The sequence below is a fragment of the Prochlorococcus marinus str. MIT 9401 genome (genome assembly GCF_000760095.1).
Taxonomy (GTDB): Bacteria; Cyanobacteriota; Cyanobacteriia; order PCC-6307; family Cyanobiaceae; genus Prochlorococcus_A; species Prochlorococcus_A marinus_I.
Genome location: NZ_JNAR01000016.1, coordinates 385,699 through 408,271 on the forward strand (window position 1 = coordinate 385,699; position 22,573 = coordinate 408,271).

24 protein-coding genes and 1 tRNA gene are annotated in these 22,573 nt (G+C 31.8%); 16 read left to right on the plus strand and 9 right to left on the minus strand.

The window, feature by feature from the left end:
* Positions 1-103 precede the first annotated feature (103 nt).
* The 9 genes from EV01_RS01305 to EV01_RS01265 all read left to right on the plus strand — a co-directional run bounded on the left by EV01_RS01305 (position 104) and on the right by EV01_RS01265 (position 10,398).
* Positions 104-568, plus strand: coding sequence for a DUF2518 family protein (locus tag EV01_RS01305; RefSeq protein ID WP_032517720.1), 465 nt, complete (start codon positions 104-106; stop codon positions 566-568).
* Entirely contained in the window at positions 558-965 is a 408-nt protein-coding gene (locus tag EV01_RS01300; RefSeq protein WP_032517721.1) for a DUF4332 domain-containing protein, read from the plus strand. The genes EV01_RS01305 and EV01_RS01300 overlap by 11 nt, the downstream gene beginning before the upstream one ends.
* A 52-nt stretch (positions 966-1,017) precedes the next feature.
* Positions 1,018-1,284, plus strand: a complete 267-nt coding sequence (locus EV01_RS01295; RefSeq protein ID WP_032517722.1) for a hypothetical protein — start codon at positions 1,018-1,020, stop codon at positions 1,282-1,284.
* Positions 1,285-1,291: 7 nt separating this feature from the next.
* Complete coding sequence (locus tag EV01_RS01290; RefSeq protein WP_032517723.1) at positions 1,292-2,866, plus strand: CocE/NonD family hydrolase; 1,575 nt, start codon at positions 1,292-1,294, stop codon at positions 2,864-2,866.
* 59 nt (positions 2,867-2,925) lie between these two features.
* On the plus strand, positions 2,926-5,190 hold the full coding sequence (glgB, locus tag EV01_RS01285; RefSeq protein WP_032518599.1) for a 1,4-alpha-glucan branching protein GlgB: 2,265 nt from the start codon (positions 2,926-2,928) through the stop codon (positions 5,188-5,190).
* A gap of 118 nt (positions 5,191-5,308) precedes the next feature.
* Complete coding sequence (gene hemE, locus EV01_RS01280; RefSeq protein ID WP_032517725.1) at positions 5,309-6,349, plus strand: uroporphyrinogen decarboxylase; 1,041 nt, start codon at positions 5,309-5,311, stop codon at positions 6,347-6,349.
* An 8-nt stretch (positions 6,350-6,357) separates the two neighbouring features.
* Positions 6,358-7,341: an NAD-dependent epimerase/dehydratase family protein gene (locus EV01_RS01275; RefSeq protein WP_032517726.1), complete on the plus strand. Its 984-nt coding sequence runs from the start codon at positions 6,358-6,360 to the stop codon at positions 7,339-7,341.
* A gap of 60 nt (positions 7,342-7,401) precedes the next feature.
* The gene (gene petE / locus EV01_RS01270; protein WP_032518600.1) at positions 7,402-7,752 is read left to right on the plus strand and encodes a plastocyanin; all 351 of its coding nucleotides are present in this window, start codon (positions 7,402-7,404) and stop codon (positions 7,750-7,752) included.
* Positions 7,753-7,815: 63 nt separating this feature from the next.
* Entirely contained in the window at positions 7,816-10,398 is a 2,583-nt protein-coding gene (locus EV01_RS01265) for an ATP-dependent Clp protease ATP-binding subunit (protein WP_032517728.1), read from the plus strand.
* A 53-nt stretch (positions 10,399-10,451) separates the two neighbouring features.
* On the opposite strand, the gene EV01_RS0109205 is transcribed toward EV01_RS01265, so the two are convergent.
* A complete protein-coding gene (locus EV01_RS0109205) occupies positions 10,452-10,922 on the minus strand; it encodes a 6-carboxytetrahydropterin synthase (RefSeq protein WP_032517729.1) in 471 nt (156 codons plus the stop codon).
* Between the two features lie 63 nt (positions 10,923-10,985).
* Here EV01_RS0109205 and hisIE point away from each other — a divergent pair, with 63 nt between their 5' ends.
* From hisIE to EV01_RS01245, 4 genes are all read left to right on the plus strand, one after another.
* A complete protein-coding gene (gene hisIE / locus EV01_RS01260) occupies positions 10,986-11,645 on the plus strand; it encodes a bifunctional phosphoribosyl-AMP cyclohydrolase/phosphoribosyl-ATP diphosphatase HisIE (RefSeq protein ID WP_032517730.1) in 660 nt (219 codons plus the stop codon).
* Positions 11,646-11,798: 153 nt separating this feature from the next.
* Positions 11,799-12,722 carry a sigma-70 family RNA polymerase sigma factor gene (locus EV01_RS01255; protein WP_032517731.1) on the plus strand — a complete coding sequence of 308 codons (924 nt, stop codon included), beginning with the start codon at positions 11,799-11,801 and terminating at the stop codon, positions 12,720-12,722.
* A gap of 37 nt (positions 12,723-12,759) precedes the next feature.
* Positions 12,760-13,128 carry a YkvA family protein gene (locus tag EV01_RS01250; RefSeq protein ID WP_032517732.1) on the plus strand — a complete coding sequence of 123 codons (369 nt, stop codon included), beginning with the start codon at positions 12,760-12,762 and terminating at the stop codon, positions 13,126-13,128.
* Positions 13,129-13,449 carry a hypothetical protein gene (locus EV01_RS01245; RefSeq protein WP_032517733.1) on the plus strand — a complete coding sequence of 107 codons (321 nt, stop codon included), beginning with the start codon at positions 13,129-13,131 and terminating at the stop codon, positions 13,447-13,449.
* Positions 13,450-13,643: 194 nt separating this feature from the next.
* Here the strand turns inward: EV01_RS01245 and EV01_RS01240 are convergent, their stop codons facing one another.
* On the minus strand, positions 13,644-13,913 hold the full coding sequence (locus EV01_RS01240; protein ID WP_032517734.1) for a YciI family protein: 270 nt from the start codon (positions 13,911-13,913) through the stop codon (positions 13,644-13,646).
* Between the two features lie 97 nt (positions 13,914-14,010).
* Here EV01_RS01240 and EV01_RS01235 point away from each other — a divergent pair, with 97 nt between their 5' ends.
* Entirely contained in the window at positions 14,011-14,367 is a 357-nt protein-coding gene (locus tag EV01_RS01235; protein WP_032517735.1) for an AbrB family transcriptional regulator, read from the plus strand.
* An 82-nt stretch (positions 14,368-14,449) separates the two neighbouring features.
* On the opposite strand, the gene trpA is transcribed toward EV01_RS01235, so the two are convergent.
* From trpA to pyrC, 5 genes are all read right to left on the minus strand, one after another.
* On the minus strand, positions 14,450-15,292 hold the full coding sequence (gene trpA / locus EV01_RS01230; protein ID WP_032517736.1) for a tryptophan synthase subunit alpha: 843 nt from the start codon (positions 15,290-15,292) through the stop codon (positions 14,450-14,452).
* 28 nt (positions 15,293-15,320) lie between these two features.
* On the minus strand, positions 15,321-15,641 hold the full coding sequence (locus tag EV01_RS01225; protein WP_032517737.1) for a DUF3007 family protein: 321 nt from the start codon (positions 15,639-15,641) through the stop codon (positions 15,321-15,323).
* Between the two features lie 4 nt (positions 15,642-15,645).
* Positions 15,646-15,879: an NAD(P)H-quinone oxidoreductase subunit L gene (locus EV01_RS01220; RefSeq protein ID WP_032517738.1), complete on the minus strand. Its 234-nt coding sequence runs from the start codon at positions 15,877-15,879 to the stop codon at positions 15,646-15,648.
* Between the two features lie 78 nt (positions 15,880-15,957).
* Positions 15,958-16,043, minus strand: a tRNA-Leu gene (locus EV01_RS01215).
* 99 nt (positions 16,044-16,142) lie between these two features.
* Positions 16,143-17,192, minus strand: coding sequence for a dihydroorotase (gene pyrC / locus EV01_RS01210; RefSeq protein ID WP_080725754.1), 1,050 nt, complete (start codon positions 17,190-17,192; stop codon positions 16,143-16,145).
* Positions 17,193-17,310: 118 nt separating this feature from the next.
* Here pyrC and EV01_RS01205 point away from each other — a divergent pair, with 118 nt between their 5' ends.
* Positions 17,311-18,390: a calcium/sodium antiporter gene (locus tag EV01_RS01205; RefSeq protein ID WP_032517740.1), complete on the plus strand. Its 1,080-nt coding sequence runs from the start codon at positions 17,311-17,313 to the stop codon at positions 18,388-18,390.
* Positions 18,391-18,392: 2 nt separating this feature from the next.
* Here the strand turns inward: EV01_RS01205 and gorA are convergent, their stop codons facing one another.
* The gene (gorA, locus tag EV01_RS01200) at positions 18,393-19,757 is read right to left on the minus strand and encodes a glutathione-disulfide reductase (RefSeq protein ID WP_032517741.1); all 1,365 of its coding nucleotides are present in this window, start codon (positions 19,755-19,757) and stop codon (positions 18,393-18,395) included.
* A 52-nt stretch (positions 19,758-19,809) separates the two neighbouring features.
* On the opposite strand from gorA, the gene EV01_RS01195 reads away from it, so the two are divergent.
* Positions 19,810-21,042, plus strand: coding sequence for a glutathione S-transferase (locus tag EV01_RS01195; RefSeq protein WP_032517742.1), 1,233 nt, complete (start codon positions 19,810-19,812; stop codon positions 21,040-21,042).
* 9 nt (positions 21,043-21,051) lie between these two features.
* Here the strand turns inward: EV01_RS01195 and dnaA are convergent, their stop codons facing one another.
* Positions 21,052-22,446 carry a chromosomal replication initiator protein DnaA gene (gene dnaA / locus EV01_RS01190; RefSeq protein WP_032517743.1) on the minus strand — a complete coding sequence of 465 codons (1,395 nt, stop codon included), beginning with the start codon at positions 22,444-22,446 and terminating at the stop codon, positions 21,052-21,054.
* Positions 22,447-22,573 lie beyond the last annotated feature (127 nt).

Here is a 22,573-nt window from a genome sequence, read left to right on the forward strand (position 1 = left end):
AATTTTTATATTAAAATTTAGAGATCTAATATTTTTCAAGTTAGAGCCCAAAAATAGAGTAGGCTTACAAAATATAAGAAATTAATCAGGGCAAAGCCACTAAATGTCTTTTTTTGAACTATTAGAGAACACACCAAAAATTTTTGGATTCTTAGGAATATTTCTTTTTATCAGCACCATAACAGCTTTTATATTTAATTTTGGCTTTAAATTTAGAATTATTGGAGCAACTATCTTTTCATTATTGCTTTCTTTGAGTAGTTGGGCATTTATACAAAGTTACTCAGAAAAAGTTTTAATAGAAGGTGCAAAATATGTACCAATTGTTTATGACAACGGGTTCGATTTGATTATTGCTAAAGCAGATGATGACTTCCCAGAAGAATCTATTGAACCAACTTTAAAACAATTATCGGAGAACCTCATGAAAGGAAGCCGGTCGGGTGCGAATATAAATATAAAGATAAGGAAACTTGAAAAAATTTCGGATGATGTAAGTAAGCCAGTCATAATAGGAGAAGTGCAAAAAAATATCAAAATGAATTTATCTCTTAAAAATGAAAATTAAAAAATTTTTAGACTTTTTGCCAAGTAACTTTAGACATGAGAAATCTTTTTTTATCCAAAATAATTTTACTGATTTTGAAAAGTTAAGTAATCTTTCAGACCTAGACATAAATGAGATTCAAAGAAAATCATCACTTTGTACATTGAATAATCTTAAGAAAATTAGAGCCATTGCTATTTTTAAAAAAGAAATTGGAATTTCTCCACCGCAAGCATATCTACTTTTACATTGTGGTATATCTTCTATCAAATCATTATCAGCATCTACTCCTTACGAATTAGAACGCAAAATTGGTAGATTAGAAAGAACTCTTAAGGTAAAAAGCATGTCAGATACAACTTTTACTCTCTTAAAAGAATGGATTAAAAAAGCTAGTCAAATCTACAAATCCATTTGAAATCTTGGTTAAAAAAATTTTTTAATGTAGAATTTAGAAAAAGTTAGTAATAATGAAATCTTTTTTATTTTTGTTATTTTTGTTTTCCAACTCTTTATACCCTGTTTTTAGTCAATCTAACTTATTAGAAAGTGTAAAAAAGAATCCAAACGAAGCTAGAAATTTATGTAATAAATTTAGAGATTTTAATTCAAAAGGTATTTCAGCTAGTTCAGATAAAGCTATAGAGTATGTATCAAACAAAAAAAAGTTAACTCCTGTTAATGCAGAGATCTTTTCTATTTACGTCATCGGGCTGCATTGTCCAGATATTATCTAAATCCTAAATGTCTGGTTCGATATGGTTTGACAAGTCTTTAGTACTTAGAGATGGAGTAAGGCTTATATCAAGGATTTGGCTACCTAATAGTAATGGAACATGGCCTGCATTATTAATGAGACAACCTTATGGCAGGGAAATAGGTTCAACTATTACCTATTCTCATCCTGAATGGTGGGCTTCCAAAGGGTATATGGTAATCATTCAGGATGTTAGAGGAATGGGCGCTTCTGAAGGAGTTTTTAATGGCTTCACACAAGAAGCTAGCGATACTTCAGAAACACATGAGTGGGTAAGGTCTCTAAAAGAATGCAATGGAAAACTTGGCTTATATGGTTTTTCATATCACGGATTTACTCAACTAACTGGTGAATTAAATTCAAAACCACCCGATTGTTTATCCCCAGCAATGACTGGGATGAATATGAAAGATCATTGGTGCTCAGATGGAGGAGCATATTGGTGGCACAACAATATTGCATGGGGACTTCAAATTGCAGCATTAAAAATGAAAAAAGAAAATAATTTGTATGAGTGGGAAAAGATAAGATCAGCCTTAGAAAATAAAAGATATTTGAGGGAAGGAGTTGATATTTTAAAAAAATATGATCCTAATAGTTTTGTTTTGGAATGGCTTAAAAATTTAAATAATTCTTGTCCCTTTGAAGAATTTAAGCCAATTTCAACATGGATTAAACAACCAATGTTAATTATTGGAGGACTTTGGGATCCACATTTAAAAGGTGCCTTTGATCTTTATAAAAAATCTAAAGAAGCTGGCGGAAATCCAGAGATGATTATTGGAAATGCTACTCATCTAAATTGGTGGGAGGGATCACAAGAGTCTTTATTAAAATTTTTTGATAAACATTTAAAATCAGATGAAAAATTACATTCTAAGAATTTAAAAAGCGAGAAAAAAATATGGAATATCTCATTAAATAAATGGGAAGAATTAGATAATAAATTTCACCCTGAATTTATTTTTGGGCTCAAAAGCGATGGGACAGCAAATGTAGATCTTGAAGATGGAAGTCTGACTATAAATTCAAAAGGATCAGGATGGTTCACAATAGTTAATGACCCTTGGAGGCCTACTCCATCTGACGGTGGTCATTTAGGTCCAAATCCAGGAAAGTTTAATAGAAATATTATTGATAAACGACTGGATGTAGGTGTTTTTCAAACCAATTATTTTGAGGAAGATCAATATTTCAGGGGAGTTCCTAGATTAGAAATCTCCGTAAAAAGTGATCAGCCCAATTTCGATATCTGCCTCGCTTTATCTCTAGTTGAAGATAATGATGAGAATGTAAATCAATTTTCAACTGGATTCTTAAGAGTTAAAAACTCCAAAATTTCTGAAGAATCCATTTATCAAATAAATATGCAACCAACAAATATTTGTTTTATTAAAGGTAGTAAGCTTCGCTTATCTATATCTGCAGCAGCTTATCCCGCTATTGGTGTTAATCCTGGATTTGGGGATGGAAATATTGGGGCCCCTTCAGCAAATCATAGAATTATTACTCTAAGTTTTAACCTTAATGAAACATTTATGAAAATGACCCCTTTTTTTTAATAAATAATTATTTATTTGGTTAATCATTTGATATTATTAATCCTTAATATCTACCAGTCATGATCGAGACAATTCAAGCAGACTGGATTAAATCAGAAGCTATCAACCTAGAAAATTGTTGCAATGATAATCCATTAAAAATATTAGGTCCTCATTTTTATGAAAAGCAATGGGTAATTAGGGTATGGATGCCTGAAGCGGACGAAGTTAAAATATACTTTAAAAATAATACCTACAAGGCTGAAAGCATAAACCATAAATGGCTATTTGAAGCAATCCTGCCTGAAAATCCAAACTCTAATTACGAAATAAATATTTCACGAGGAGGGATCACACACACACAACATGACCCTTGGTCATATAGAGAAGAGTGGATGGGAGAAGTTGATAGGCATCTTTTTGCAGAAGGTAATCATCATCATATTTGGGAAAAAATGGGGGCGCATCTCATTGAAGAAAAGAATCAAAAAGGTGTAATGTTCTGCATCTGGGCTCCAAATGCTAAATCAATCTCGATAATTGGAGATATAAATTCTTGGGATGGAAGACATCATCCAATGCAAAAAAGATTAGGGGGAATTTGGGAACTATTCATGCCAATAATGGAAGAAGGAGACAAATATAAATATGAGATAAGAACAACACAAGGTCATATTTATGAGAAAGCTGATCCATATGGTTTCCTTCATGAAATCAGACCTCAAAATGGTTCAATAGTTTCAAAATTAAAAAACTTTAATTGGAAAGATAGTTCTTGGATTTCAAATAGAGATTCTTCTAGTCAAATTAACAAGCCAATTTCAGTTTATGAAATGCACTTAGGAAGCTGGCTCCATGAATCAATAGATAACAGATATCTTGAAAAAAATGGTGAACCAAGAGATCCAGTGCCAGCAGCCGATTTAAAACCTGGAACAAGATTATTAACTTATCCAGAATTAACTGAAAAACTCATCCCATACGTTAAAGAGAGAGGATTTACTCATATTGAACTAATGCCAATATCTGAACATCCTTTCGATGGATCATGGGGATACCAGGTTACAGGTTGGTATGCACCAACAAGTAGATTTGGTACCCCAAATGAATTTAGAGAGTTTGTTAATAAGTGTCATGAAGAAGGCATAGGCGTAATTCTTGATTGGGTACCAGGTCATTTCCCAAAAGATAAGCATGGTTTAGCATTTTTTGATGGTTGTCATCTTTATGAACATGGAGATTCACGCATAGGTGAACACAAGGAGTGGGGAACCCTAATATTTAATTACAGCCGAAACGAAGTAAGAAATTTCTTAGTAGCCAATCTCGTTTATTGGTTTGAAGAGTTTCATATTGATGGCATTAGAGTAGATGCTGTAGCTTCAATGCTTTACAGAGATTATCTACGCCCGGATGGAGAATGGATACCAAATGAAAATGGTGGGAATGAAAATATAGAGGCCGTTAAATTTCTTCAACAGGCTAATCATGTACTTTTCCAACATTTTCCAGGCGCACTTTCTATCGCTGAAGAATCAACAACTTGGCCAATGGTAACCAAACCAACTGACATGGGAGGGTTAGGGTTTAATTTGAAATGGAATATGGGATGGATGCACGATATGCTCGATTACTTCGAAATAGATCCTTGGTTTAGGCAATTCCATCAAAATAGTGTAACTTTCTCAATAACATATAACTATACAGAGAACTTTATGCTTGCTCTTAGTCATGATGAGGTTGTCCATGGGAAAAGTCATCTTTTGCATAAAATGCCTGGCGATGACTGGAAGAAATATGCCAATACTCGAGCATTACTAACTTATATGTGGACCCACCCTGGTAAAAAAACGATATTTATGGGAATGGAATTTGGGCAAAGACAAGAATGGAATGTTTGGGATGATCTGCAATGGGAGTTACTAGAATTTGAGCCTCATAAAGGTATCAGAAACTTGATTGATGACCTAAACGTTCTTTATAAAAATGAACCTGCTTTATGGAAAAATGACTTTGATCCTTATGGATTCCAGTGGATAGATTGCAATGACAAATCTAATTCAGTTATAAGTTTCATGAGAAGGGAAAGTGATACCAATGAGTGGCTTGTTGTTGTTGCTAACTTTACACCTAATACTCATGGGTCATACAAAGTAGGTGTTCCTGTGGAAGGATTCTATAAAGAAATATTTAATTCAGATGGTTCTAGATACGGGGGCAGTAACAAAGGAAATATGGGGGGTAAAGAAACTATAAACTATAATATTCATGATTATCAAAATGCTCTAGAACTTGCTTTGCCACCATTAAGCGTGAGTATCTTCAAACATCAACCAAAAAAATAAGAAGGCTCATTTAACTTAGTGCTTCATATAAATGTTCATATAACGCTTTTGCTTTGCTTTGCATTGTAAGATTTTTAAGTTGCAATTTTTATTTTTTTTAAACATATCTAATTGAAAAATGGGTCAAGATTTACCACTACTACTTTCTGCCGCATTAGGTAAAAAAGTAAATAGGCCTCCAGTATGGATGATGAGGCAAGCAGGAAGATATATGAAAATCTATAGAGATTTAAGAGAACGTTATCCAAGCTTTAGAGAGAGGTCTGAAAATCCAGAACTATCATACGAGATTTCAATGCAACCTTTTCATGCTTTCAAACCGGATGGTGTGATCCTTTTTTCAGATATTCTCACACCTCTTCCAGGAATGGGTATAAATTTTGAAATAATAGAAAGTAAAGGTCCAATAATTGAGGACCCAATAAGAACTCTTAACCAGATAGAAGACTTAAAAGAATTAAATCCAAGTGAGAGTTTAAGTTTTGTTGGGCAAGTTCTTTCTTCCCTGAAAAAAGATGTAAATAATGAAGCAACAGTTTTAGGTTTTGTTGGTGCACCTTGGACTCTTGCTGCATATGTAGTTGAAGGTAAAAGTAGTAAAAATTATTCTTTAATAAAATCAATGGCTTTTAATGAACCAGATTTACTTCATAAACTTCTTGATCATTTTGCAAAATCTATTGGTGAATATCTTAAATATCAAATAAAATCTGGAGCACAAGTTGTGCAAATTTTTGATTCATGGGCGGGCCAACTAAGCCCAGAAGATTACGATATCTTTGCTGGGCCGTATCAAAAAAAAGTTGTTGAAATTGTAAAAGCAAAATATCCCGAAACACCAATAATCATTTACATTTCAGGCAGTGCAGGTGTTTTAGAAAGAATGGCAAAAACTGGAGTTGATATCATCTCATTAGACTGGACAGTAGATATTGAAGAGGCTTGTAAAAGAATCCCCAGAGGAATTGGAATTCAAGGTAATGTTGACCCTGGCATTTTATTCGGAAACAAAGAATCAATAAAAGAAAGGATAGATAATACTTTCAATAAAATTAAAGACAGAAAATATATTCTTAATTTAGGTCATGGGATTTTACCTGGGACTCCAGAAGAAAATGCTCAAACATTTTTTGAACATGGGAAAAAACTCACTTACTAGTCAAAGTCTTGGCAAATAAAAAATTATTAATAACAGGTGCGAATGGATGTGTTGGCCAATATTTAATTGATTGGTTTTTGAAAAACACAAAATTCAGTCTTTATCTCATGGTAAGAGACAAAAGAAAGTTGCCAATCGCTGTTCAAGAAAATAAAAAAGTCAAGTTAATGGTGTGCGATATTAGGGAATCAAATAGGTATAAAAAGGAAATTAGTCAAATTAATTACCTAATACATACTGCTACAGCTTGGGGAGATCCAAAAAGAGCCTACGAAGTAAATATTAAAGCTTTTGAAGAATTACTAGAAATGTTTGATATTGAAAAGTTAGAAAAGATTATTTATTTTTCAACAGCTAGTATTCTTGATACCCAAACAGAATTAATGAGGGAATCATTGATTTATGGAACAGAGTACATTCAAACAAAATATAAATGTTTCCAGAGACTTAGAGAAAGCTCATTTGCAGAAAAAACATTCGCTGTTTTCCCTACTTTGGTTTTTGGAGGGAATCTTGGAAAAAAAAGTAAATATCCTGTAAGTTATTTAACTAGTGGATTAAAAGAAATTGGACAATGGCTTTGGTTAGCAAGATTTTTAAAACTCGATTCTAAATTTCACTTTATACACGCAAATGATATCGCCCAGATTTGCGGGTTTCTAATTATAAATCACAAACAAGAGCAATACAAAGGCTTTAGAAAATTTGTTCTAGGTCAGAAATTCATTTCAATTGATGATGCCATAATTACACTTTTAAAAAGACATAATATGAGGAGATTTTTTGCGATACCGCTTACAAAAAAAATTCTAAAAATATTATTAAGAATTCTTCCCATCCAAACTACTCCTTGGGATAGCTTCAGTATCAAAAAATATGACTTTAATCATGTCCCCATCACTAATCCTGAGACTTTCAAACTTAAAAGTTATGCCAAGTCACTGAATGATATTTTAAGGTTATCAAAGTTACCAAGCTGTAATAACAATTAAAATACTCACAGTTAGGTTACCAAAGCCTTGTAATATATATATAAATAAGCAAATTTAATTATGTTTCGTTCAATCTTTGCAGGGTTATTTGCAATAGTTTTAACTCTAGGTCTAGGTATTTCGTCAGTTTCAGCTAAGACTGTTGAAGTAAAACTTGGAACAGATGCTGGAATGCTTGCATTTGAACCAAGTACAGTAACTATTAGTGCTGGTGATACAGTTAAATTCGTCAATAATAAACTTGCCCCTCACAATGCTGTTTTCGATGGGCATGAGGAATTAAGTCATGCAGACCTAGCTTTTGCTCCAGGAGAGTCTTGGGAAGAAACTTTCGATACTGCTGGAACTTATGATTACTATTGCGAGCCACATAGAGGTGCTGGAATGGTAGGTAAAGTTATTGTTGAATAAATTTTCTTAATAGTTAAATCCTTTGATCTAAAATTTATAACGATCATTCCTAAATTTTGATTGATGAAAATAGTTCCAAGCGAATTTTCAAATTTTGCTTGGAACTGTTTTATTTTTGCTAAAGAAAATGCTTATAAAAATTATCAACAGAACGTAGACTCTGATAATTTATTATTTGCTCTTATAAAAGAGGACAATGTTACAAAAAAGATCTTAAGTGAAAATAATGTAAATCTAAAAGATCTTGAGAGGCAAATAATTTCTTCATTAAATGCGAAGGCAAAAATGAAAAATAAACAAGATAATTTATATATTGGTGATACTCTTCACAAAATATTTTTGAGGGCGAATGATATTAAAAATACTTTAAATGATGTAGTGATATCAACAGAACACTTAGTTTACGGTTTCACTTATGATAATAAATATGGATTTCAAATTTTAAATCAAAAAGGTATTCCAGAATTTCTTGAAATCATAAAGAAAATGAAGTCTGATCCAGCAGTAAAAAATGAATTTAATAGTTCTAATGAGTCTTTGGAAAAATATGGTATTGATTTAACTCAATCTGCACGAGATGGGATTTTAGATCCAGTTATTGGTAGGGATGAAGAAATTAGAAGAACAATTCAAATATTGAGCAGAAGAACAAAAAATAATCCTGTTCTTATTGGAGAACCTGGGGTTGGCAAAACAGCCATTGTAGAAGGTTTAGCCCAAAGAATAATTAATGGCGATGTACCTTCTGCGCTACAAGATAGGAAACTAATTTCATTAGATATGGGTTCACTTTTAGCTGGAGCAAAATATCGTGGAGAATTTGAAGAAAGAATAAAAAATATTCTAAAGAAAGTGAAAGAATCAGACGGTAAGATTATTCTTTTTATTGATGAAATTCATACGGTAGTTGGTGCAGGCGCTAGTGGAGGTTCTTTAGATGCTAGCAACCTATTAAAACCAATGCTTGCAAGAGGAGAACTTAGATGTATTGGTGCTACAACTATTAATGAACATAAACAAAATATAGAAAAGGATCCTGCTTTAGAACGAAGATTTCAAAAGATAAAAGTTGATGCTCCTTCAATAGATGATACTGTATCAATCTTAAGAGGATTGAGAGAAAGGTACGAAGTTCATCATAGTGTGAGGATTTCTGATAATGCTCTAGTTGCTGCTGCAACCCTTAGCGAAAGATATATTAACGATAGATTTCTTCCTGACAAAGCAATAGATCTTGTCGATGAAGCAGCCTCAAGATTAAATATGGTCATAACTTCAAAACCCGAAGAAATTGATGAGATTGATCGAAAAGTTCTACAGTTTGAGATGGAAAAATTATCTTTAAAAAGAGAAACAGATGATTTTTCTATAGAAAGATTAAAAAAAATCAATAATGAACTTATATCCCTTAAAGATAAACAGTCAGAATTAGGCGCTCAATGGAAAAAAGAAAAAGATGAAATTGATGAGATTAGCACCATTAAAGAAGAAATTGAATCTGTTCAATTGCAAATAGATCAAGCCAAGAGGAGTTTTGACCTCAACAAAGCAGCAGAATTAGAATTTGGAACTTTAAATTCTTTACAAAAAAAATTGAAAGAAAAAAGTGAGTCCCTAGTTAATTACCAAAAAAATGGAGATACAAGTCTTTTAAGACAAGAGGTAACTTTTGATGATATTGCAGAAGTTGTCTCGAAGTGGACCTCTATTCCAGTACAGAACTTAAACCAGTCAGAAAAAGATAAACTCTTGAGTCTCGAATCAATCCTTAAAGAAAAAATTATTGGTCAAGATAATGCAATTAGGGCTGTTGCAGATTCCATTAAGAGATCAAGGACTGGTCTAAATGATCCAAGCAAGCCATTAGCGAGTTTCCTCTTTTTAGGTCCAACTGGTGTTGGAAAAACAGAGCTAAGTAAAGTAACAGCCAAAATTATATTCGATTCAAATTCTTCAATTACAAGACTGGATATGTCCGAATATATGGAAAAGCATTCAGTGAGCAAAATTATAGGTGCGCCTCCTGGATATTTAGGTTTCGAATCAGGCGGTCAACTAACTGAAGCTGTACGCAAAAATCCTTATTCATTGATACTTCTTGATGAAATAGAGAAAGCTCACAAAGATATTTTAGATATTCTCTTACAGGTTCTTGATGATGGAATCATTACTGATGGTCAAGGTCGTACAATAAATTTCAAAAATTCAATCATCGTTCTCACAAGTAATTTAGGAAGTCAATCAATAAATGATTTATCAGTTAGAAAAGAAGATACAAATGAAATTAAAAAAGTTGTAGATAATGAAATTAAAAAATTTTTCAAGCCTGAGTTTTTAAATCGACTTGATGAAATAGTTATTTTTAATAATTTAGAATTAAATGACATAAAAGAAATTGCAAAAATCCAGCTTCAACATTTAGAAAAAAGACTTAACAAAAAAAACTTAAAATTCAAAATTACGGATGAGGCAATTAACCAACTCGTCGAAAATAGTTTCGATCATGCCTATGGTGCAAGGCCTTTAAAAAGAATTATTCAAAAACAAATTGAGACAAAAATTTCCAATAATATATTGAATAATCATTATCTTAATAAAGACGAGATTAATATTCATCTGGTTAATGGAGAGATAATTGTTGATTAAAGATCTAAATTAAAGAATCCTATATATATGACTTTAGATTTACTAACCTTAATCTAAGATTTGAACCAATCAGGAATTTCCTCATAACTTGCTTTATTCGATTTATTTTCTTTCGATTCTGTTTTCCAACAACATGTTCTGCCCTTATCCTTATCCTGTAAGTATTCATTAGCCCATCTCCAAATTAATTCAGAGGTGAACTCCATTCCCACGTTATCCATAATTCTCAGATCTAAAGCATCTAAATCATGTAAATTTTCCCAGTAATTCAGCAAAGGGTCATCTTTATTTATTAAAAAAGTATGGTCAAATTGCTCCTTTAGTCTATTTTCTAGGGGCTTTAGACTTGAAAAATCAACAACAAAACCATTTAGGTCTAATTTTTTTGCAGTGAACCAAAAGGTGAATGATCTTGAATATCCATGCACAAATCGGCAGTGGCCTTCATGTCGCCATTGCCGATGTGAACAGGGAAAATCCTCGTAACTTTTGCTGCATGAAAATTTTAGAGAATGAATATACATCAATTAACTGTTAGGATAATTTTTAATAAAACACATTGAGCAGGATTTAACATAACGAACATAATGACTTATTCAACCAATTTTTCGATAGAGGATCTACGCTTTGATAATTATGGATTAATCCCTGCAATAGCACAAGATTGGCTTGACGGATCAATTCTTATGCTTGCTTGGATGAACAAAGAATCTTTAACAATGACACTTGAGACCAAAAACGTACATTATTGGAGTAGATCAAGATCCGAAATTTGGAGAAAAGGAGCTACAAGTGGAAGTACCCAAATACTTAAGGAGATAAGATTCGACTGCGATAATGATGCACTAATCCTTTTGATTGAACAAAATGGTTCAGGTGCATGTCATACTGGGGAAAAAAGTTGTTTTTTCAACGAAATACAAATTAATCAAATTGATAAAAAAGAGAAAAAAACAACTCCCTTCTCAAATATTTGCTCTGAATTATTCAATACAATTAACGAAAGATCAATAAATCCATCAGAAAAAAGTTACACAAATCATTTATTAACAAAAGGCAGTAATACTATTTTGAAAAAAATAGGAGAGGAATCTGCAGAATTTATAATGGCTTGCAAGGATAATGATAAAAATTCAATCTCAAATGAAGCTGCTGATTTAATTTTTCATCTACAAGTAGCCCTTATGCATAAAGGCGTTGACTGGAGAGATGTACTTGCTGTTCTAGAATCAAGAAGAAAAAAATAAAATTTAAAATTTAAACTCCATAACCTAAAAATTTTAAAAAAGTTGTTTTAACTAACTAATTAATAATTATTAATTAATTATTAATTAATTATTACATGTATGGCTTATTACTGAATTGATTATAAGTTAAATATATCAACAATGAGGTAAATCGTGAGTTCATTAAGCGATTTTCTTGGTGAAATAGGGCGTCATCAACTTTTGACTCCCGAAAGAGAACTCACAATGGGCAGAAAAGTCCAAGAAATGGTTGTGCTTGTTAATAGATGTCAAGAGGCGGGGGGAAAAGGCCCTGCTTGTGAATATTCCGAAGCTGAAAGAAAAAAGATCAAAATTGGTGAAAAAGCTAAAAACGAGATGATAACAGCCAACTTAAGACTAGTTGTCAACCTTGCTAAGAGATACCAAGGGAAGGGATTAGAATTACTGGACTTGATTCAGGAGGGAACATTAGGTCTTACAAGGGCCGTAGAGAAATATGATCCCTCTAGAGGACATAGATTTTCTACCTATGCTTATTGGTGGATTAGGCAAGGTTTAAATAGAGCATTGTCAACTCAAAGTAGAACGATAAGGATACCTGTTAACATTAATGAAAAACTTACAAAACTAAGATCAGCAAAATCAAAGCTTATGCAACTTAAAGGTATTCCACCTAATAGTGATGAGCTAGCTGAAGAAATGAAAATAACCAAAGAGGAAATTGACGAACTCCTTTCTTGTGAATTGAGAAGCATTACTGTAAGTCTCCAAGGTACTGTTAAATCAAAATCAGATCCGTCCGAGTTAGTTGATATTCTTCCAAGTGATCAGACCCCTCCAATGGAATTAGCCGAATTAGCCGAAAGGACAGCCTCGGCTTGGAAGTTATTAGATAAAGCAAATTTAACTGAGAAAGAGAGAAAGATAGTAAGCCTAAGATTTGGTTTAGACGGCTCGAATGAATGGAGAACTTTAGCTGAAGTTGCAAGACATATGAGTTGTAGCAGGGAATATTGCCGACAAGTTGTTCAACGTGCTTTAAGAAAACTTAGAAAAGCAGGAATACAAAATGGATTAGTTGATAGTATTAGCTAAAAATTCCATTAAAAATATTTAAATTTCATTTATAGGGATGAAAGAGAATTACAAAAACCAAGAAAAAATCTATGATGCTGAAGTTTTAGAGAGTTCAACATTTGATGAAAATATCATTATCAAGATTCTTATTAAAGCTGGAAGAACAATTGCAAAGCCTGCGTTAGAAGTTTTGGAGATGGCTTTAGATCCTTATACTCCAGCACAAGTAAGAGTTTCATTAATGGCTGCGCTAGCCTATTTAATTATGCCATTTGATCTTTTCCCTGACTTCATGCCTTTAGTTGGTTTTAGTGATGATTTTGTGGCCCTCACAGCAGTACTCAGTATATGGGGTAAATACATGACACCCTCAATAAGAGCAAGAGCAGAGAATAAGCTTAATAAGATATTTCCTTTTTATTGAATGAGTAAATTATCTATACAGGAAGAAAAAGAACTCGTCTCCTTCATGAAAGATTGGTTAAAATCTCATGGATTTACCCAGAAAGACTTAGCAAATGAATTAGGTGTTAAATCGAGCAGAACCTCTGAGATAATTCTCAAAATTAAAGAACTATATAAAAAAGGCGGCATGTTCAATATTGCAAAAAATCTTATAAAGATTGAGCAAAAATGGTTAAAAAATATCAAAAACGATTATCAAGAAACGAAACAAGCACCACCATATAATCAACTAGATATCGATTCATTAGTAAACCAGATTAATCTAGATACGAGTGAATAAATATTATTTAAAATTTCGTATTTTTAATTAAAAATAATATATCTTCTTAAAACTAAGCTTTAAATAAATAATTTTTAAACTCTTAAATATAATAAATAATTAAATTATTAAAGCAAAAAAAATATTTATTTTCATTTAAATTAATTCTTTTTCAATTAATAGTTATTAATTAATAAATTTACCGCAAATCATATTTAAAAAGCCTGAATCCAGGGATATATCTCATAATTAATCCATATACCTTTTTCCCAATATATATCTTTCTCAATAAGATCTTGCAACTCGTTTAAATCATTAGCATTAAAAATTCCAAACAAATATTTGGTACATTTTGTGGGCCCTAATGTAACTAAAATATCGCGTTCTTTTAAGTTTTTAAGTCTATTAAGATGTTGTTCACGAAATGGTTCCCTTTTATTAATTGCATCTTCACAGTATCTTCCAAAAACTACAAACTTTTCCATTTTTAAATATAAATAATAGAATAAATATATACTAAATAATTGCATGTATTACACGCAAATTGCTATGTTATTTAATACAACTTCCTTTTAATTAATTATGCTAACTGGTAGCGATCTCCTAGCAAAAGTTAAAGAACTTGGTGAGGTTAGCAAATCTGACCTAGTTCGCGCCTGTGGATATGTTTCCACGAAGAAAAATGGAGGTGAACGCTTAAACTTTACCGCATTTTATGAAGCACTTTTAGAAGCAAAAGGGGTTAATCTTGGTGATTCTAGAGTTGCAGGTATTGGGAAAGGTGGAAGAAAACTTAGTTATATAGCTACAGTTCAAGGCAACGGAAATCTTCTAATTGGGAAAGCATATACAGCACTTCTTGATTTAAAAGCAGGTGATGAATTCGAAATTAAGCTGGGAAGAAAACAAATCAGATTATTACCTACAGAAGAATCTTAAGGACAACAAAAATAAATTAGTTATACCGTTTTTAATTATTTTTTTATAATTGATTCTTTTTATTTATGAATTATCTTTGTACTTATTTTTTTTGATCAGCAGCTAAACGCATTTCTCTACAAAATTTACCGACATGATCGACAACATCTTTTTCACTTGAACTAGATATTCGTTTTACAAATGCACTCCCAATAATTACTCCATCTGCTCCCCACTCACGAACTTTATTAACATGTTCTGGAGTGGATATGCCAAAACCAACTGCAATTGGATTGCTATTTAAATCTTTTAATTTCGCAATAAGATTTTCTACTCTATTTTCCATTTTGTTTCTCTCACCAGTTACACCTGTAACACTTACTAAATAAGTAAAGCCTTTTGTATGATTTGATATTTGTTTCATCCTCTCAAAAGGAGTAGTTGGAGCTACCAATAAAATTAAGTCCAGAGAATGGTTACTAACTACTTTAGAAAATTTATAAGCTTCCTCTAAAGGGAGATCAGGAACTATTAGGCCAGAAACTCCAGCATTAGATACCATCTCACAAAACTTTTCAAAGCCAAAACATAGTAGTGGATTTAAGTAAGAGAAAAGGATGATGGGAATATTTAATTTACCTTTTAAAGACTCTAAAAGTTTAACTACTTTTCTTAGGCTAGTACCTGACTTTAAGGCGCGAGAGGCCGCCAATTGAATAACAGGTCCGTCTGCAAGTGGGTCACTGTAAGGGATACCTAATTCAATAAGGTCAGCTCCATTTTCTTGTAATTTTAATAAGATCTCAGACGTCATTTCAATATTCGGATCCCCAGCCATTATGAAAGGCATCAAAGCTAATTTTTTATTATTTTTTAACTCACAAAAAATCTGATCTATCTTAGATAAAGATTCGTTTTTAGTAATTTTCATTTTGTTATCTTTCATGATTTTTAGATATTTTTCTATGAAAAATTTATGGATTTTTCTCTAAATCTTCCATTAGTTTCTGCTGTTCTTCCTTTGACAATGAGTTGAATTTGATTTCTAGTTTATCATTAACAACTTTTTCATACTCTTTTCTATAACGCTTCCTTTGTTCCATAAAAGTCATTTTTCCATTTACAACTCTATAAACGTAAGATGCTACCCAAGTAAAAACAATCAAAATCAAGATAAAACTTGAAAGAGTATTGGCTGTAAAATTGTCAATACCAATTTGTGGTGCAAATTTATAACTAATTAATCCTATTAATGAAACAAATAAACCTATCTGTATAACTTTACCTTTAGTCAATTATTTACCCTTTTTCACTTCCTTTTAGTCTGAGATTTAAAAATGGAGAAAATAAAATTAAGCCTGGAAAGAAAAGAAATACAAGACCATAAATTCCTAATCTTTCAAATTTGCCCATAATATTCCATCTATTGTTCATCCAGTAAAATAGTAATAATGGGATAACCAATAAATAAGTAGAAATAATTCCAATATAAGCAATTAAAGTAGCGAATGAATTATTAAAAAAACTTTCCATTTTGATTTATGGTTGCTTAGTTAAAACATAACAACTATTGGAAGTTATCGTCAGAACTTAAAACAAATAATTAAATAATGGGAGTGGGGGGACTTGAACCCCCACGAGCTAAATCGCTCGACGGATTTTAAGTCCGGCGCGTCTACCAATTCCGCCACACTCCCTTTGGAATTTGCGCTATTTTATCGTAGCCGAAAGCAACCCATTTAACCAAGAAAAATTGGAATATTTACACTTTTAATTGTCAGATTAAATATGATTTTTTAATTTACATTCCCTTCTATTTGCCATTGTAAAGTTTCACCTGCATGAAATGGTTTTATTTGTCCGACAATATTTTTTTCTTCAACAACATCAATAAATTCTTTAATTTTATTAGGTCTAGACACTAATTTTAATTTTTCTTTATTTGGGGGCAAATTATAAAAATTAGGGCCATTCAAACTTGCAAACTTTTCAAAATTATCTAGAGCATCCTCTTCTTCGAATACCGTTAAATAGCTCTCTATTGCTACTGGCGAATTAAAAATACCTGCACATCCACAAAAAGCCTTCCACTTCCTAAGATGTGGAGCAGAGTCAGTGCCTAAGAAAAAACATTTTTCACCACTTGTCGCAGCTTTCCTTAAAGCGAGTCTATTATTTTCCCTCTTAGCAACTGGTAAGCAATAAAAATCACTATTTAAGCCTCCAAAAAACATTGCATTTCTATTTATATGCAAATGATGCGGAGTGATAGTAGCTCCAATATTATTTTCTTGAACAAAATGCACTGCATAAGAGGTAGTTATATGTTCTAAAACAATTTTTAACTTTGGAAATCTTTTAGTTATTTGAGAAAGTTCTTTATCTATAAATACTTCTTCTCTATCAAATACATCTACTTCAGAATCAGTCACTTCCCCATGAATTAAAAGAGGCATTCCAGAATCTTGCATTAATTCAAAGATATTATATAGATTTTCTATTTTCCTAACTCCATGACTGGAATTTGTTGTGGCATTAGCAGGATATAATTTTGCTGCGAAAAAAACATTATTTTTAAAACCATTTTTTAATTCCCCTTTATTAGTTTCATCTGTAAGATAAATTGTCATTAGTGGTTCAAACTTAGAGCCTCCTGGTAACGCTTCAACAATAGATTTCTTATAAGAAATGGCCCTATTAATTGACGTTATGGGACTTTTAGTATTTGGCATTACAATGGCTCTTCCAAAATGTTCTGATGTAAAATGAATAATATTTTTTAATACAAGCCCTTCTCTTAAATGCAAATGCCAATCATCAGGTTTTATTATAGTTAAAGACTTCAAAATTTTTACTATTTAATCAATTTTAACAGCAAATTAAAATTGACAATAAATTATAGATAATCAAGGATAGTTATTAACCAATTATGAAAATTTTTATTATCTAAATTAAAGCCTAAATATGAGTGATTTTTTATTTCCAATAATAGAAATAGTTTTAGGGGTAGTTCTTCTTTTTGCTGGAGGAGAATTCTTTGTTCAAGGAGCCATATTTTTATCTTTAACTTTAGGAATACCTCAAATAGTAATTGGTTTGACTGTTGTTTCTCTTGGAACAAGCTCTCCTGAGTTGTTGGTAAGTTTGAGTTCAATTTTAAAAGGCAGTGATTCTCTTGCGGCAAGTAATGTAATTGGAAGCAATATTTTTAATGTTCTCGTTGTTTTGGGCATAAGCTCATTGATAACACCTCTAAAGGTAAAAAGCAGAATAGTCAGAAGAGATGTGCCTCTTTTAATGGCTATTTCTTGTGCAGTTTGGGCTATGTCATCAACAGGCTTATTAACATTGCAAGCAGGGGTATTTCTAATATTTTGTTTAATCTTAAATACAATATGGGAAATCAATACAATCAATGAGAAAGGAGCGGAGACAAAAGATGCTGAACCAGAGATAGAAGAATTAAATGTTAACTATAAAGGGAAGATGAATATTTTACTAAAGTTAATTTTGGGAATATTTCTTTTAAGCTTTGGTTCAAATATTTTAGTAAATGGTTCTCAAACGCTAGCTACTCTTTTGGGTGTAAATGAAATTGTTATTGGTTTAACTATCCTCGCAACTGGGACATCTTTACCAGAATTAGTAACTTCAATAATTGCTGCATTTAAAGGCAAAACAGATCTTGCAATTGGGAATGTAATAGGAAGCAATTTACTAAATCAACTTTTAATCCTTGGAAGTTGCAGTATTTTTTCAGGATTTAAAGGTTTAGTAATTGAAAAGAGTCTAATAAAAGTTGACTTGCCTTTTATGGTTTTAACTACCTTTGCATGCTTACCAATTTTCTGGAGCAAAGGGAAAATCACAAGAATTGAAGGATTTATTTTGCTTAATCTTTATATTTTCTACATTCTCGATAAGATACTTTTCCTAAATGGATTTAACTTCCTTTCTGAATTAAGGATAGGTTTATTTTTTTACTTTGCGTTACTTATAGTGTTTCTGATTTTTCAAGAAAAATTAAAATTTATTAATTCATAATTTTATCCATACATAGTTACAAATTCCTCTGAGATAGTTGGGTGCAAAGCCATAGTAATATCAAAGTCTTTTTTTGTTATTCCTGCATTTAATGCAATTGATACCATTTGAATAATCTCAGACGATGTTTCTCCAAACATATGGCATCCTAGGACTTTGTCAGTTAGCTTATGAACTACAATCTTCAACATACATTTTGATTTATTCTTTTTAAAGGTATTAGACATAGGGGTAAATTTGCATTTGAAAATTTTTATATTTGTTTCAGAGTATACCTCTTTAGCTGTTTTCTCACTCAAGCCAACTGTTGAAATTTCTGGAATAGTAAAAACTGCCTTAGGGATATATTCATAATTTACTCTTCTTTTTTGGTCATTAAAAAAATTATCCGAAAAAACTCTCCCTTGTTCTATTGCTACTGGAGTTAAATTTGGTTTATTTATGATATCGCCAACTGCAAAAATATTTGGGTTGCTTGTTTGATTAAGTTCATCAACATCTAAATATTGGCCATCCATCTTTAGATTTAAAAAATCTAAATCTAAAGGCAAAAGATTTGGTTCTCTTCCCGTAGCAATAAGAATATTATTAGTTAGTAGTTTATCCCCCGAGTCAAGGGTAGATTCAAGATTTCCATTTACTCTGTTGATAGACTTTAATTGAGCATTGGAGATTATATTGATTTCAGTAAAAGTAGGTGATTCCTCTAGGCATAAAGAAAGATCCTCATCAAAACCATTAAGTAAATGTGAACCTCTAATTATTTGAGTTACTTCAGTACCTAAATTTCTGAAAACAGAAGCAAATTCACAAGCAATATATCCTCCGCCTACTATTAATATTGATCTGGGAAACTTTTCTAATTCAAAAATATCATCACTAGTCCATGCCAAATCTTCCCCAGGAATATTTAATTTCTTTGGTTTACCTCCAACTGAAATAAGAATTTTTTTTGAACTTATTTTATTTATAACTTTCTTCGTTTTTGGACAAATAATTTCTAATTCATTTTGAGTCGTAAATCTTCCTAAGCCCTCAAAAACAGTTACATTCAATTTATTTAAAGAATTTCTATGTAAATTACTTAATCTAGAAACCTCCTCTCTAACATTCGCCAATAAAATATTTGATTCAAAATTAATACCTTTATTTTTTAATCCATATCCTTCAGATGAATCCATATTTTTTTTACTTTTTGCTGCATAAACCATCAATTTTTTAGGAACACATCCTCTTATTACGCAAGTTCCTCCTATTTGATTTACTTCTATGATTGCAACTTTTGCACCATAACTTGCCGCACGTTTAGCCGCCGCGAGTCCTCCAGATCCAGCGCCAACAACAATTAAATCAAATTCAAATTCCAAGACTTTTTTTAATCAATTATTATAACGTTAGTTTATAGCTTTAATTCAAATAATGAATGGGATTTTGACATGGGATGATTTAAATAAATTTGAAATTGAAGATCTTGATAGAGTCCATGGTATAAATAATTCCTACGCAAATTTAAGATTATTTGGACATAGCGAAAATGATGTATTAGTTACCCTCTATAGAGATAGGCATTCTTGGTGTCCTTACTGTCAGAAGATATGGTTATGGCTTGAATTTAAGAAAATTCCATACAGAGTCAAGAAAATAAATATGTTTTGCTACGGCCAAAAAGAAAGTTGGTTCCTTGAAAAAGTCAGATCAGGGAAATTACCTGCAATTGAATTTAAAGGACAAGTTATAACTGAAAGCGACGATATCATAGCTTTTTTAGAAAATGAATTTGGAGCACTTGGATCTTTTATAACATCTAGTCACCTCATCAAAATTCGAGAGTTAGAAAGAGAAATTTTCAGATCCTGGTGTAATTGGCTCTGCCGAGAAAGCTTTAATTTTATAGATAACTCTTTTAGAAAAAAAAGATTTAAAGAATCCATTTCTAAACTCGATGAAATCTTAAGTAGCTCAAAATCAGGGTTTGTTGATCCATCAGTTTCTAACACGGGTGATATAGAGCCTGGTGTTGGAGATATAATTTTTATTCCCTATATGGAGAGAATGAATGCATCACTTATTTATTATAAAGGGTTTAATTTAAGATCTAATTATCGTCATGTAGATAACTGGCTTACCCTTTTTGAGGGGACAAGTGCTTATAGAGGCACTCAAGGAGATTTTCATACTCATTCTCATGATTTACCCCCACAAATGGGAGGATGCTATAAAGAAAGCAATGAACAACAGATTACTTTCTCTAAGCTAATAGATACCGGGGAGGGTTTAGGTAATTATGAATTAAACCAAAATTATGAGTCAAAATATTATGCAAAAATTGCTCTTAAAAGAGTGATAAAGCATAAAGACAATTTACTAAAGGTAAACCCATACAATAAAGAATCCTTTGACGAATCATTGAGATCAGCTTTGAGCCATATGATCACAGGTGAAGTATTAATCCCTAAAAAACTTTCAGGAATCTCTCTTAGTTACTTAAAAAATAGAATCTCAGTCCCTAGAGATATGCCAATTATTTCCGCAAGGTTATTAAGGCAATCATTAAACAAAATTGAATCGCTTAGTGAAATCCATGAAATAGATAAGATACCTTTCAGACATAGATATGATCAAGATCCTATAAATTTTATTTCTAGTTATTAAGACAGTAAACTATAAATTTTTTCTTGAATCTATTTGAAGTAAATCCCTTATTTTTTGAACTTGACTGGCAATATTAGGATCAATAGACAATTTTTTTTCAACTTGTTCAATAGCATACATAACTGTTGTATGGTCTTTGCCCCCAAACTCATCTCCAATTCTTGGTAGGCTTAGATCCGTTCCATGTCGCATAAGATACATACCTATTTGCCTAGCTTGACTAACTGGTTTTCTCCTACTTGAACTAATCAATTCATCAGAAGAAACTTTAAAGAAGTCTGACACTTTATTAATAACTTGTTTTGGAGTAACAACAACTCCAACACTATTTGGATCAAGCATTGGAGCAATTGATTGGACTGTCATTGGCAAGCCTGTTATTGAGGCGAATGCAACAGCTCTAGTAAATGCTCCTTCCAATTCTCTAATATTCGAAGTAAATCTTCCTGCTATAAATTGAATTAAATCTCTGGGAAGATTCATCCTCTCTTGTTCTGCCTTTTTTTGAAGAATAGCTGTCCTCGTCTCGAGGTCAGGTGGTTGAATATCGGCAGTCATACCCATTGAGAACCTAGAAATTAATCTCTCTTGAATTCCTGACAATTGATTTGGGGGTCTATCACTTGCAATGACTATTTGACTTCCCGATTCGTGAAGAGCGTTAAAAGTATGGAAGAATTCTTCCTGTGTATACTCTTTGCCTTCTAAGAACTGTATATCGTCTATTAAAATCAAATCTACATTTCTATATTTATCTCGAATAGCAGTCATTCCATCTCTACGGATGCCACTAATAACATCGTTAGTAAAAGTCTCAGTGGATACATACTTAACTTTTGCTTCTGGATCTATTTCTACTCGATAATGGCCTATTGCTTGCATTAAATGAGTCTTACCAAGACCTACTCCACCACAAATAAATAATGGATTGAATTCTCTCCCAGGAGATTCAGCAACTGCTAAAGCTGCGGCGTGAGCCAACCTACTATTTGGACCTACAACAAATCTTTTAAATACATAACGTAAATTTAAACCATTAGGATTTTTGAATTGATTTTTTGAAGGATTATTTTGGTTAATACTAGAAAAAGATCTTTTTTTATGATTACCGTTATTTTCGTTAGGTTTATCTTCATTTGTTAAATCGCTGGTGGTATTTGTTTCAGATTTAAAAACAACTTTTACATCATGGCCGCAGATTTCTGTTGCAGCTTTTTCAATAGTTTCACAATAATTCTTTCTTAACCAATCACTGGAAAATGTATTTGGAGCGATTAAGGTCAATAGGCCATTCTCAAAACAGTTAAATTTAGCAGGCCTTATCCATGTCTCAAATGAAGGCTTACTTAAAGTTTTTTGGAGTGATTGTTGAACTTCCGCCCAAATAGGATTTGTTGCTTGCAAAGTTTTATTCTGTAGATTATTAATCTAATTGGAATTTAATAATTGGCCATTATCAGATCACAAGATCACGACAAATTTAAAATTACTTAACAAAGCATCCACTAAATTTATCAAGATTAATTTTATA